Source organism: Tepidamorphus gemmatus, from assembly GCF_004346195.1.
Lineage (GTDB): Bacteria > Pseudomonadota > Alphaproteobacteria > Rhizobiales > Tepidamorphaceae > Tepidamorphus > Tepidamorphus gemmatus.
The window spans coordinates 213,836-226,774 of sequence record NZ_SMAK01000006.1 but is presented as its reverse complement, the minus strand read 5'-3'; the positions used below and the strand labels follow the sequence as shown (position 1 = coordinate 226,774).

Annotated in this window: 13 protein-coding genes; 6 read left to right on the top strand and 7 right to left on the bottom strand. The window is 67.6% G+C overall.

Features of this window, described 5'->3' with window-relative positions; all coding sequences use genetic code 11:
• Window positions 1–17: 17 nt before the first annotated feature.
• Together EDC22_RS11690 and hisG are read left to right on the top strand one after the other, a co-directional pair.
• Window positions 18–1,169 (top strand): ATP phosphoribosyltransferase regulatory subunit, encoded by a 1,152-nt coding sequence (locus EDC22_RS11690; RefSeq protein WP_132806837.1) that lies wholly within the window; start codon window positions 18–20, stop codon window positions 1,167–1,169.
• Entirely contained in the window at window positions 1,166–2,170 is a 1,005-nt protein-coding gene (hisG, locus tag EDC22_RS11685) for an ATP phosphoribosyltransferase (protein WP_132806836.1), read from the top strand. Before EDC22_RS11690 ends, hisG begins: the two co-directional genes overlap by 4 nt.
• 26 nt (window positions 2,171–2,196) lie before the next feature.
• On the opposite strand, the gene bcsS is transcribed toward hisG, so the two are convergent.
• The 5 genes from bcsS to EDC22_RS11660 form a co-directional block, all read right to left on the bottom strand.
• Window positions 2,197–2,910, bottom strand: a complete 714-nt coding sequence (gene bcsS, locus EDC22_RS11680; protein WP_165926882.1) for a cellulose biosynthesis protein BcsS — start codon at window positions 2,908–2,910, stop codon at window positions 2,197–2,199.
• A 348-nt stretch (window positions 2,911–3,258) separates the two neighbouring features.
• A complete protein-coding gene (gene groL, locus EDC22_RS11675; protein ID WP_132806834.1) occupies window positions 3,259–4,896 on the bottom strand; it encodes a chaperonin GroEL in 1,638 nt (545 codons plus the stop codon).
• A 56-nt stretch (window positions 4,897–4,952) separates the two neighbouring features.
• Window positions 4,953–5,267, bottom strand: coding sequence for a co-chaperone GroES (groES, locus tag EDC22_RS11670; RefSeq protein WP_132806833.1), 315 nt, complete (start codon window positions 5,265–5,267; stop codon window positions 4,953–4,955).
• Window positions 5,268–5,448: 181 nt separating this feature from the next.
• Window positions 5,449–6,363, bottom strand: coding sequence for a DMT family transporter (locus EDC22_RS11665; protein ID WP_165926881.1), 915 nt, complete (start codon window positions 6,361–6,363; stop codon window positions 5,449–5,451).
• Between the two features lie 107 nt (window positions 6,364–6,470).
• Window positions 6,471–6,788 carry a hypothetical protein gene (locus tag EDC22_RS11660; protein ID WP_132806831.1) on the bottom strand — a complete coding sequence of 106 codons (318 nt, stop codon included), beginning with the start codon at window positions 6,786–6,788 and terminating at the stop codon, window positions 6,471–6,473.
• Window positions 6,789–6,958: 170 nt separating this feature from the next.
• Here EDC22_RS11660 and EDC22_RS11655 point away from each other — a divergent pair, with 170 nt between their 5' ends.
• Both EDC22_RS11655 and EDC22_RS11650 read left to right on the top strand, forming a co-directional pair.
• On the top strand, window positions 6,959–8,152 hold the full coding sequence (locus EDC22_RS11655; RefSeq protein WP_132806830.1) for an MFS transporter: 1,194 nt from the start codon (window positions 6,959–6,961) through the stop codon (window positions 8,150–8,152).
• A 121-nt stretch (window positions 8,153–8,273) separates the two neighbouring features.
• Window positions 8,274–8,636 carry a DUF427 domain-containing protein gene (locus EDC22_RS11650; protein WP_132806829.1) on the top strand — a complete coding sequence of 121 codons (363 nt, stop codon included), beginning with the start codon at window positions 8,274–8,276 and terminating at the stop codon, window positions 8,634–8,636.
• 13 nt (window positions 8,637–8,649) lie between these two features.
• On the opposite strand, the gene EDC22_RS11645 is transcribed toward EDC22_RS11650, so the two are convergent.
• Complete coding sequence (locus EDC22_RS11645; RefSeq protein ID WP_132806828.1) at window positions 8,650–9,189, bottom strand: hypothetical protein; 540 nt, start codon at window positions 9,187–9,189, stop codon at window positions 8,650–8,652.
• 170 nt (window positions 9,190–9,359) lie between these two features.
• Window positions 9,360–10,721 carry a sigma-54-dependent transcriptional regulator gene (locus EDC22_RS11640; RefSeq protein ID WP_207903762.1) on the bottom strand — a complete coding sequence of 454 codons (1,362 nt, stop codon included), beginning with the start codon at window positions 10,719–10,721 and terminating at the stop codon, window positions 9,360–9,362.
• Between the two features lie 225 nt (window positions 10,722–10,946).
• On the opposite strand from EDC22_RS11640, the gene aptA reads away from it, so the two are divergent.
• On the top strand, window positions 10,947–12,296 hold the full coding sequence (gene aptA, locus EDC22_RS11635) for an omega-aminotransferase AptA (RefSeq protein ID WP_132806826.1): 1,350 nt from the start codon (window positions 10,947–10,949) through the stop codon (window positions 12,294–12,296).
• Window positions 12,297–12,330: 34 nt separating this feature from the next.
• Window positions 12,331–12,933: a hypothetical protein gene (locus tag EDC22_RS11630; RefSeq protein WP_132806825.1), complete on the top strand. Its 603-nt coding sequence runs from the start codon at window positions 12,331–12,333 to the stop codon at window positions 12,931–12,933.
• Window positions 12,934–12,939 lie beyond the last annotated feature (6 nt).

Sequence of the window (12,939 nt, the reverse complement as noted above, 5' to 3'; positions counted from 1 at the left end):
AATGACGGATGGTCGGGATGACGGGGATCGACACGGCAGGCGATCGGAGGGCGGACGGCCTTGCGCCATCGGTCGCGCGCCTGCTGGCACTGTTCGCCGAACAGGGGCTGGTGCGGGCCGAGCCGGCGATCCTGCAGCCGGCATCGATCTTCCTCGATTTGTCGGGCGAGGATATCCGGCGCCGGCTCTATCTGGTCCAGGATCCCGGCGGACGCGAGTTGTGCCTCAGGCCCGACTACACGATTCCGGTCAGTCTTGACCATCTGGCCGGTCCGCGGGCCGGCAGCCGGGCAGGCTACTGCTATTTCGGGCCGGTCTTCCGCCATCGTCCCCAGCAGCAGGCGCCCGGCGAATTCCTCCAGGCGGGAATCGAACTCTACGGCGATGCGGACAGGGACGCAGCCGACGCCGACATCGTCGCGTTGTCGCTGCGCAGCCTTGCCTGCTTCGGGCTCGCCGCGCCAGAGGTCCGGCTCGGTGATCCGGGCCTGTTCATGGCCTTCGTCGCTGCACTCGGTTTGCCCGAACCTTGGCCGCGCCGGCTGCGCGGATCATTCGGGCGTCCGGGCGGCCCGGCCGAGATGCTGCGTGGCCGTCCGCCGGCGGCGACCGCCGACCGTGGCTTCCTGACCGCGCTTGCGAAAGCGGATCCCGGGGCCGCCCGCGCCGCGGTCGAGGAGATGGTCGCGGTCGCCGGGATCGCGTCGATCGGCGGCCGCAGCGCCGCGGAGATCGCCGAGCGTCTGATGGAGCAGGCGCAGCTCGCCAGTGATGGCGGTCTGGAGCCTGCCGCGCGCGACCTGCTGCTCCAGGTTGCCTCCGTCCGGGGTGGCCCGGAAGAGGCGCTCAAGCGCTTCACCGAGATCGCCGACAGCGCCGGGTTGGATGTCGAGCAGGATCTCGTTGCCTTCGCCCGCCGCCTGCTGACCATGGCCGAGCGTGGCGTGCCGCTCGAATCGATCACCTTTGCAGCCGATTTCGGCCGGCGCCTCGACTACTATACCGGCTTCGTCTTCGAGGTGTTCGATCCGGCCCGCCGGTCAGCCGGTCAGCTCGTCGGCGGCGGCCGCTACGACCGGCTGCTGTCGCTGCTCGGAGCACCGGAGCCGGTGCCTGCCGTCGGCTGCGCCATCTGGATCGACCGCCTGACCGGGGGAGGGCGGGCATGAGCGCACCGTTGCTGATCGCCGTCCCCTCGAAGGGGCGGCTGCAGGAAAATGCCGATCGCTTCTTCGCCCGCGCCGGCCTCGATCTGGTGCGCAGCCGTGGCGCGCGCGACTACCGGGGCACCATCGCCGGGATCGACGGGGTCGAGGTGCTGTTCCTTTCCGCGTCCGAGATTACCCGTGAACTGGCGGCCGGCAATGTTCATCTCGGCATCACCGGCGAGGATCTGGTGCGCGAGATGATCGCCGATGCGGACAGTCGCGTCGAACTCGTCACGCCGCTCGGCTTCGGCGCGGCAAACGTCGTCGTCGCGGTGCCGCAGATGTGGATCGACGTGCGCAGCATGGCCGATCTCGACGATGTTGCGCAGGGCTTCCACGCCCGCCACGGCCGTCGGCTGCGGGTCGCGACGAAGTACGTCAATCTTACCCGCCGCTTCTTTGCGGAGCATTCGGTCGGCGACTACCTGATCGTCGAGAGCGCCGGCGCCACCGAGGGTGCCCCCGCCTCCGGCACCGCCGACCTGATCGTCGACATCACCACGACCGGCGCGACGCTCGCGGCGAATGCCCTCAAGGTGCTCGACGACGGCGTGATCCTGGAGAGCCAGGCCAATCTCGTCGCTGCGCTGGGCGCCGCCTGGCACGACTCCACGCTGGTCGCACTGCGCACGCTGCTCGACCGGATTGCTGCCGAGGAACGGGCACGGACCATGCGCGAGGTGCGGGCGGCGGTCGAAGGCGATGCACGCAAGGTGTTCGAGGAGCTGCGCAGCCGCTTCGACTGCGTCGCGCCGTTCGGGGTTGAGAAGTCCGCGCCGCTGGTGCTGCATGTGTCGGTCGACCGTCTCTATGGACTTGTCGACCGGTTGCGCGACAGCGGCGCCCGAACCGTGACCGTCTCAGTCCTCGACTACGTGTTTCTGGCCGACAATCCCCTCTACGATCGGGTCATCGGGCGGCTGCGAGCCGCGTCGGGCAGTCGCCGCGCCCGAACCGAGTGATCCTGCATGGTCGCAAGACGGGTGGATCACCGCCAGATCTTCATCTCCACGGTGGCGTACGAGCCGTCCTCGTCGGAATCGGTGCGCCAGCCGCCGCCGGCGCGCAGTCGCCAGCGCTCGGAGAGACGAAATTCGACGATCAGTCCGGCCCGCCGGGCGTCATGGCCGGGTTCGCCGAAGGCGGCGACTTCCGGCTCCAGTGCCCAGCGCGCGGCGATCTCCAAGGTCGGCGCGAAGCGGATGGCATAGGTTTGCGCCGCGCTGGCATACTGACCGGACAGGTTGAAATAGACGCCGTCCGCCGGCCGGTACCATCCTTCGAGCTTCAGTTTGGCGCCGAAACGGGTTCCCTGCCGGGGTCTGTCCGGATCGCGCGGATCGGAGCTGGCGTCCTGCACGACTGGCCCTGCATAGACGGCGAAGCCGGAAACGGGGGTGAGCCACTGAAATCCGCCAAGCAGTTCGAGCGTGTAGAGCTCGCCCGTGAATCGGCGGCCTGCCGACCGGTAGGTGTGAACGCCGGCGCTGCTGCCTGCCCTGAGCCGCCAGCCCGTCTCGTGCAGGTGTCCGGCTGGTGCCCACACCAGTCCGTCGTGGCCGAACAGCGATTCCTCAGCGCCGTCGAAGCCGAAGAACAGGTGCCAGCGAGGAGGTTTGGCCAGCAGCGGCGCAGCCGGGTCGGCAGAATCGACCTGGATCGGAACCATCGCCGCGACGACCGCTCCGGCCGCAACGTTCATGCATCGACGCGGCCTCGCCGACGCCACAAGCCATCCCCATGCCGAGCATGCCCCAACGGCATACAACCAGTGTTGGCGATCGCGCGCAAGTGGCAGCGGGCGGCGGCTACACGGCGACGACCGGATCGGTTCCCGCCAGCCGGGAGTTGCGTAGCCCATCGAACGTCGGGGTGCCACCGATGATGCCGGCCGGATGCAGGCGAGGAGGCTGGAGCGGCTGCCGGGCGCGCCTCCCATGGTCAGGAAGACAAGGGGATCGGGTGGCATCGGACGGCAGTTGCCGTCAGCGAAACGAAAGAGGCCCGGGATTGCTCCCGGGCCTCGAACATGACGTCGGGTCGGACGTTCTCAGAAGTCCATGCCGCCCATGCCGCCGCCGCCCGGCATCGCGTGACCGTGCTCCTTCTTCGGCAGCTCGGCCACCATCGCCTCGGTGGTGATCAGCAGGCCGGCCACCGACGAGGCATCCTGCAGCGCGGTGCGCACGACCTTGGTCGGGTCGATGATGCCCTGCTGGACAAGATCGCCGTACTCCTCGGTCTGGGCGTTGAAGCCGAAGGTGTCCGACTTGCTCTCGCTGACCTTGCCGACCACGATCGAACCCTCGACGCCGGCATTCTCGGCGATCTGACGGATCGGAGCCTCGAGCGCCTTGAGGATGATGTTGATGCCGGCCTGAACGTCGGGGTTGTCCGACTTCAGCTTGGCGACAGCGTTCTTGGCCCGCAGCAGCGCGGTGCCGCCGCCGGGAACGATGCCTTCCTCGACCGCCGCACGGGTGGCGTTGAGGGCATCGTCGACGCGGTCCTTCTTCTCCTTCACCTCGACCTCGGTGGCGCCTCCGACGCGGATCACCGCGACGCCGCCGGCGAGCTTCGCCAGCCGCTCCTGCAGCTTCTCGCGATCATAGTCGGAGGTGGTCTCCTCGATCTGCATCTTGATCTGGGCGACGCGGCCCTCGATGTCCTTCTTCTTGCCGGCGCCGTCGACGATGGTGGTCTCTTCCTTGGTGATCGAGACCTTCTTCGCCTTGCCGAGCATGTCGAGGGTGACGTTCTCGAGCTTGATGCCGAGATCCTCGGAGATCACCTGGCCACCGGTCAGGGTAGCGATGTCCTCGAGCATGGCCTTGCGGCGATCACCGAAGCCCGGCGCCTTGACCGCCGCGACCTTGAGGCCGCCGCGCAGCTTGTTGACCACCAGGGTGGCCAGCGCCTCGCCCTCGACGTCCTCGGCGATGATCAGCAGCGGACGGCCCGACTGCACGACCGCCTCGAGCACCGGCAGCATCGACTGCAGGTTCGAGAGCTTCTTCTCGTGCAGGAGGATGTAGGGCTCCTCGAGCTCGGCGACCATCTTCTCGGCGTTGGTGATGAAGTAGGGCGAGAGGTAGCCGCGATCGAACTGCATGCCCTCGACGACCTCGAGTTCGGTCTCGAGCGACTTGGCTTCCTCGACCGTGATGACGCCCTCGTTGCCGACGCGCTGCATGGCCTCGGCAATCATGTTGCCGATCTCGCGATCACCGTTCGAGGAGATGGTGCCGACCTGGGCGACTTCCTCGGACGACTTGATCTTCTTCGAGCGCTTCTGCAGGTCCTTCACCGCCTCGGCGACGGCCAGATCGACGCCGCGCTTCAGATCCATCGGATTCATGCCGGCGGCAACATACTTGGCGCCCTCGCGCACGATCGCCTGAGCCAGAACGGTCGCGGTGGTGGTGCCGTCACCGGCGACGTCGTTGGTCTTCGAGGCCACCTCGCGCACCATCTGGGCGCCCATGTTCTCGAACTTGTCCTCGAGCTCGATCTCCTTGGCGACGGTGACGCCGTCCTTGGTGATCCGCGGAGCGCCGAACGACTTGTCGAGCACCACGTTGCGGCCCTTCGGGCCAAGGGTGACCTTTACCGCATTGGCGAGGATGTCGACGCCGCGCAGCATCCGCTCGCGCGCATCGGCGGAAAACTTCACGTCTTTTGCTGCCATGGAATTCTATCCTTCGTTTGGGGCCAGAAAAGAAAAACCGCGCCGATCCGAAAGGATCACGCAGCCTTCTTCTTGGTCTCCTTCTGGTCGATCACACCCATGATGTCGGATTCCTTCATGATCAGGTACTCCTGACCATCGATCTTCACCTCGGTGCCCGACCACTTGCCGAACAGGATGCGGTCGCCGACCTTGATGTCCATCTCGATCCGCTTGCCGTCTTCGTCACGGGCACCGGGGCCCACGGCGATGACTTCGCCCTGGCTCGGCTTCTCCTTGGCGGTGTCCGGGATGATGATCCCGCCCGCGGTCTTCTCTTCCTCATCGAGGCGCTTCACGAGCACGCGGTCGTGCAGGGGACGGAAGTGCATGGAACTAGGCTCCTCCAGTTGAAGGCCCATCGCGGGGCTTTATCGGTTCAGAGGGAACTCCGGGGTCTGTTAGCACTCTCATGCGATGAGTGCTAACAGTCGCGGACGAGATAGGGACCCGCTCGGGCCTTGTCAAGAAGCCGGAATGTGACGGCCGACGGTCGGGTTGGCTGCGAACCGGCTATGGCGATGCATCGGTCAGCCGTCGCGGCAGGCGGTTGCGCCGGCTCGCCGTGAAGCAGGCGATTACGATCAGCGCGGCCCCGGCATAGGTCGTCAGCGCCGGGGTCTCGTGGAAGAAGACGAGCCCGAACAGGCTCGCCCACAGGAGATTGGTGTATTCGATCGGTGCCAGTTCGCCGGCCGGCGCCCGCGAGAAGCCCCACGCCATCAGCAGGTGACCGACCGTCCCGAGGAAGCCGATGACGACATATTTCATCCAGTCGTCGAGCGGCACCGGCGTCCAGGTGGCGATGCCGACCGGCGTCATGACGAGGACCGACAGCGCCGCCTGGAGGAACACCAGAACGGGAATCGCGTCGTGGGCGGAATGCTTGCGCAGCAGGATGATGCCGAAGGCATAGGCCAGCGCCGAGAGAAGTGCCGCAGCCGTACCGTCCGGTGTCAGGCCGCTGTCGGTGCTGCCGCCGCCCCAGACCACGACGATGACGCCGGCAAAGCCGATCGCGACCGCCAGGAGTGCGCGTCGCGTGATCGGCTCGCCGAGCACGAGACGGGCAATCAGCACCATGAAGATCGGCGCGGTGAAGCTCAGCGTCACCGCCTCGACCAGCGGCATCCGGGTGATGGCGTAGAAGAACGAGCCTGCCGCCACCAGCATCACCAGCGCCCGCAGTCCGTTCGCCGTCAGCGACCGCCGGGTGATCCGGTGCGGGCCGGTGGCGAGATAGATGACGAGTCCGAACGCCGCGCCGGCCGCATAGCGCAGCCAGACCAGCTGCAGGATCGCGACCTGCGGCCCGAAGCTCTTGATCAGCGCGTCCATCGACGACAGCACGGCGATGGACAGCGCCACGACCAGCGCCGGGCGCGCGAACGTCTCCACTACGGCGCTGCGTCCCGCCGCGTCGGCCATGGGCATGTCCTCACATCGTCGGACGGCCATAGCACGCCCGCCGATGCGCTCCTATGGCGGCGGCGCATGGGTGCCCGCGGCCGCCTGCGGACGTGGGGAGTCGATCATCAGTCGATCGGGAACTCGCGGACCGTGCCGGCCTCGTTGTCGATCAGCATGAAGACGTCGAAATAGCTGAAGCTCGGCACGGTGCCCGTGCGCGCCTGGAATCGGGCGATCCAGTCGGCATCATGCGCGCGCTGCGCCGCCTCGCGGGACGGCCAGATATAGATGCCGGCATGCGAGCCGTCCTCGGCGCGCGCGAAGTGCTTGCGGATCAGATCCGGGTCGGACTGCCACTGCGCCACGACCGCACGGGCATCGGCGAGCACATCCTCCTGAGTCGTTCCCTCCGGCAGGCGGAAGCTGACGATTTCGATGATCATGAACACATCGCGTCCTCTGCGGCCCGCATTGCGGAAGGTGTGTCATCGGACTCTCCGGCTGCCGATCCGGGCCGCAGCGGCAGCCATGCTTGCCGATTGCACGATCGGCGGTGCCGGCGTATCGCGGGTCCGCACGACACCACGGCCAGAATCGCCGACAACCAGCTGCCATGCAACCCGCCCGATCCGCACCGGTCACGGAGCTTCGCCATCTCGATCTCGCCGCGGTGCTGGCGGTGATCGGCGCCTTCGCGCTGTCGATGGGTTATGCCTATCCCGCCATCGCGCTGACCATGCAGGCGCGTGGGCTGTCGGAGACCGTAATCGGCGTGCTCGCGGCGGTACAGGGGTTCGGCGTGCTGGCCAGCGCGCTGCTGCTGCCGGCGATGACACACCGGTTCGGTGCCTGGCGGCTGGTCACGGTCTCGCTCACTGCGACCGCCGCGACGATCGCGCTGCTTGGCGTCACTGACCGGCTGGAGGCCTGGTTCGTGCTGCGCTTCCTGCTCGGGTGCGGCGCCAACGTGCTGTTCGTCACCTGCGAGGTCTGGATCAACGTGCTCGCCCCCGATGCGGTGCGCGGCCGCATCATCGGAATCTACACGACGGTGATCTCCGCGATGTTCGCGATCGGCCCGCTGCTGGTGCCGCTCATCGGCTACGAAGGTCTGCGCGGCTTCGGCACGGTAGCGGTCCTGTTCCTGCTGCTCGGTCTGCCGGTCCTGCGCCTGAAGGCGGCGCAGGCGCCGACGGAGAAGGCGCCGTTCTCCGAATATCCCCGCGTCGTGGCGGCAATCCCGGTGCTGCTGATGGCGGTCGCCACCTTCTCCTTCTTCGATGGGGCGGTCTTGGCGCTTTGGGTGGTGTACGGAGTCGGGCGCGAGCTGACCGGCTCGGGCGCGGCGCTGTCGCTTGCCGTGCTGGTGGCCGGCAACATCGTCCTTCAGTTTCCGATCGGCTGGCTCGCCGACCGCATGAGCCGACGGCTGCTGCTGGGGCTGCTGTCGGCGCTCGCCTGCGCCGGCGCTCTGCTGCTGCCGCAGTTCAGCCTGTCGCACCCGCTCACCCACGTGTTCCTGTTCTTCTGGGGCGCGATCGGCTTCGGCGTCTACACCATCGCCGTCACCCTGATCGGCCAGTACCTGACTGGCAGCCGCCTGGTTGCCGCCAATTCCGCCTTCGGCATCATGTGGGGGATCGGCTCGATGCTCGGACCGGTCGCTGCCGGCGCGGCGATGGAGCGTTTCGGCGGTACCGGCCTGCCGCTGTCCATCGCGGTCGCGTACGCCCTGCTGACCCTGCTCGCGGCAGCGATGCCGCCGATCCGCGACTCGCTGCGCCGGCTTGAGCGGCAACGCCCCTGAAACCGCCACTTGCGGGATTTGTGCGGCGCACGGCGCGCCTGTATCCTCTGGATCCTCTGGCGCTGTCGGGCTGTCGCCGCAACCGGGCAGGGGGTCTCGAACGACAGGGAGGCCACGCAACGTGCATATCCCCGATCGCAACCATCCGATCACGATTGCGCCGGCCGGTATCCGCGTCACCGTCGTCCTCGCCGGCGAGGCGGTTGCCAGTTCCGATCGAGCCCTGGTGCTGGACGAGGCCGGTTGCGTGCCGGTCTATTATCTGCCGCGCGAGGACGTCGCGATGCATCTGCTGGAGGCGTCGGGCCGGACCACCAGCTGCCCATACAAGGGCCTGGCCAGCCACTATTCGATACCGCTGGTCGGCGAACTTGGGGCGGATGCTGCGTGGAGCTATGTCGAGCCCCAGCCGGTCGTCGCGGTCATCGCCGGACATCTCGCCTTCGATCCCGACCGCGCCACGATCATGCTGGGCGAGGTCTGATCAGCCGGTGGTATCAGCGGATGCCGATCGACGTCGGGAAGGCGACCGCATCGCCCTTGATACGGTCGTGCAACGTGGTCGTGACGACGTAGTCGCCCGGTCCGAGCCCTCCGAACACATAGGTCATGGCGAGGAACACCTCGCGCGTCGGCTGCGGCGATGCGATCCGGAACTCGGCGAACGACTTGTGCGCGGCGATGATCCGGCCGCTGGTGTCGGCGATGCGCACGTCTGCGACGAAATCGGTTTCCCAGCCCTGCGCCGTCTGCTTCCAGCCGAAGGCGACCGGCTCGACATAGAGATGGATCTCCTCGTCCATCCTGAAGAGATTGTCGGAGCGCGGGGTGTCCGCGCCAAAGGCCGCTGGTTCGCTGTCGACGAGAACCGCCTTGCGCACCGCCAGCGGGCTTGCATCCCATACCGCTGCGGCGAAGCGATCGCCCAGCGCGACCGCGTCGAGGGTCCGGCCCTCGGCAACCGCCGCTTCGGCCGCCGCGGCGATGTCCGACAGACTGTCGGCGCGAAGCTCGGACGTCATCAGTACGGCCGTCATCAGTGATGATGCCGCCAGTCCGGCAGCAAGGCTCCGCGCAACACCCGCCATTCAGTTGTCCCCCAGGGCGCACCGGCCGCACGTGCGCCGCATCCGCTCGTCATATTGGAGCATCGGCGCCCGCCGCGGCAAGCATCGCAGCGCGCGGTCCGGTGCAGTCACCCCCGGCCTCAGGCGGCCGCGCCGGCGGTCGGCCAGCTCTGCTTCTTGCGGTAGATCGTCGACGGGCTGATGCCGAGTGCAGCCGCAGCCTGGCCGACATTGCCCTGGAAGGCCTCGAGCGCCGCCTCGATGATGCGCCGCTCCTGGACCCACAGCGGCTCGATCGTCGCCGGCCGATGAGCCGTTGCAGCCGCAGTGGCCGCGGAATGCGCGCCAGCCCGAGCCTGGTGGCCACCATGCGTGGCGAGTGCCAGGGCCAGCATTGCCGCCGTGATTTTCTCGCCATCGTTCATGACGACCACACGACGAATCACGTTTTCGAGCTGGCGGACATTGCCGGGCCAGTCATAGCTCATCAGCAATGCCCGTGCGGCTGGCTCGTAGCCGGTGAATGCCCGACCTTCCTCGGCCGAGAACATGGCCAGGAAGGCGTCCGCGAGCGGCAGCACATCCTCGCTGCGCTCGCGCAGCGGCGGCAGCGTCACCGGAAGGACATTGAGCCGGTAATACAGATCGGCCCGGAACCGGCCCGCCTCCACCTCCCGTGCCGGGTCTCGGTTCGTGGCGCAGACAAATCGGACATCGACGTGGCGGGTGCGCGTATCGCCGATGCGACGGATCGTTCCGGTCTGGATGAAGCGTAGCAGCTTCGTCTGCAGGCCGGGATCCATCTCGCAGATCTCGTCGAGGAACAGCGTCCCGCCATGGGCCAGTTCCGCCGCGCCGGCGCGGTCGTCCTGCGCTCCGGTGAAGGCGCCACGCACATGGCCGAAGATTTCGCTTTCGATCAGATCGCGCGGGATCGCTGCACAGTTGATCGCGACGAAGGCGCCGGTCCGGCCAGATCGGGCATGGATCGCCTCTGCGGTGAGCTCCTTGCCGGTGCCGCTCTCCCCGGTAATGAACACCGGCGCGCGCGACGGCGCCATGCGGCTGATCAGCTCGAAGACATCGCGCATCACCGCCGAGCGGCCGATGAAGCGGTCGAAATCGGGGGCGATTGCACTCTTGCGCGCGCGGGCTTTCACGTTGCGGCGGCGGACGCGGGCAATCGCATCGCGCAGATTGTCCCAGCGGACCGGCTTCAGGAGGAAGTCGCTCGCGCCTCCCCGCATCGCGGCGACGGCGAGGTTGAGCGAACCGGCCGCGCTGACCGCGATCACCGGAGCGACAGCGGCTGCCTCGGCGATGTCGGGCAGGCCCGATCCGTCCGCATCGATCGCCAGCAGGATGGCATCCGGCGCCTCTGATGCGTCGTGTCGCCGCACATCCCGCCAAGTCTCGGCCTCGACGACCTCGGCGTCGAGGCCGGCATGGCCGTTCGCCTGCGCGCGGACGAAGCGTCGGAAGGCCCCGTCCCGGTCGACCACGAGTATCCTGGCACTGCAATGAGCGACATCGGCCGACGCCATTCCAGCTCGAACCCCCTTCTCTGCCCGCTGTCCGGGATGCCTTCGTCTGGCCACATTCATGATCGGGTAGGGTAAAGAAACGGTTGCGCGCGCCGCTCCCCCGGGTGGTTCCGCCGGCTGTCCGCCTCTGCTAGCATCCGCGCGCCGGCCGCCCGGACACCAAGCACCAGAAGGAGACCAATCATGTCCGTCGCGCACCAGATCGATCCTGTGGACGAACTGTCGCCGAACGATCTCGCGGCATTCTGGCTGCCCTTCACGCCCAACCGGGCCTTCAAGAAGCGCCCGCGGATGATCGCCCGGGCGAAGGACCTCCACTATTTCACGCCGGATGGCCGCGCCGTGCTGGACGCGACCGCCGGACTGTGGTGCTGCAACGCCGGCCATGCACGCAAGCCGATCGTCGAGGCGATCCAGAAGCAGGCGGCCGAGCTTGACTACGCTCCCTCCTTCCAGTTCGCCCACCCCAAGGCGTTCAAGCTGTCGAACCGGCTGGCAATGATGGCCCCGGCCGACCTCGACCATGTGTTCTTCGCCAATTCGGGGTCCGAAGCGGTCGATTCGGCGCTCAAGATCGCGCTTGCCTACTGGAACGTGAAGGGCAAGGGCTCCAAGACTCGGCTGATCGGCCGCGAGCGCGGCTATCACGGCGTCGGCTTCGGCGGCATTTCGGTCGGCGGCATCGTCAACAACCGCAAGTTCTTCGGCGGCCTGCTGACCGGTGTCGATCATCTGCCCCATACCTACAATCGCGCCGAGCAGGCGTTCAGCCGCGGCGAGCCGGAGTGGGGCGGCCATCTTGCCGACGAGCTCGAACGGATCGTCGCCCTGCACGACGCCTCGACCATCGCCGCCGTCATCGTCGAGCCGATGGCCGGCTCGACCGGCGTGCTGCCGCCGCCGAAGGGCTATCTGAAGAGGCTGCGCGAAATCTGCGACAAGCACGACATCCTTCTGGTCTTCGACGAGGTGATCACCGCCTTCGGCCGGCTCGGCTTCGGTACGGCGGCCGAGCGTTACGGCGTCGTGCCGGACATGATCACCTTTGCCAAGGGCGTCACCAGCGGCACCGTGCCGATGGGCGGCGTCATCGTCCGCAAGCATATCTATGACGCCTTCATGAACGGGCCCGAGCACGTCATCGAGCTGTTCCACGGCTACACCTATTCGGCCCACCCGATCGCCGTCGCCGCCGGGCTGGCAACGCTCGACCTCTACCGCGACGAGGGCCTGTTCGAACGGGCGAGGGCGATGGAGGGGGAATGGGCGGATGCTGCGATGAGCCTGAAGGGCCGGCGCAACGTTGCCGATATCCGCACCATCGGACTGGTGGCGGCGATCGACCTCGATCCCCGTCCCGGCTCCCCCGGTGCGCGCGCCTACGACGCGATGGACCGGGCTTTCCACGACCATGACGTGATGATCCGCATCACCGGCGACACCATTGCACTGTCGCCGCCCTTGACCATCGGAACGGCCGAGATCGGCAGTCTGTTCGACAGGCTCGGCAAGCTCCTCGACGGGCTCGACTGATGCAGGCTCTGGTCGAGGCCGTGAGCCGCCGTCGATGAGGCGCGCGTTGACGGTGCTGCTGGCCGTCGCCTTCGCGGCGTCGGTCGCCTATCTCTGGGTGATGCCGGAGACGCTCGAGGAGCTCGAGATCGAGATGCCTCAGGTGCTGGCGCCAGCCGACCCGCAGCCGGTTAAGGACACCTCCCGCGTCGGCGGTGAGCCGCCGGCGCCTGCGGTGGGGGCAGCGCCCGCCGCGACCGGCCAGGCCGGCGAACATCCGACGGTGGGCATCCTCGATCCGGATGCCCTGCCGTTTCCGACCGGCTGCGGCATGTGGCTGTCGCGCGAGGGCGAATATGGTGCCGTGTTCATCGACGCCGGACCCGAAGGCGGCGGGACCATGGCCGCAGCGATGGTCATCGACGGGGCGCTTGTCGAGTTCGACCGCAGTCAGGCCGATGGCGATCCCATGGAATTCGGGCAGTATCCGCGCCAGGTATTCGTCTCGACGGATCAGACGGTGACGGTCGCTGTCGAGGCGAGCTACGGCGAGCAGGTCTCGCCCGGCGAGATTCCGGTTCGTTCGAGTACCATCACCGTCATGAAGGCAGGTCGGCTCACCCTCCAGTTCCGGGCGACCGGCCGGGCCGGCTGCTGATGCGAA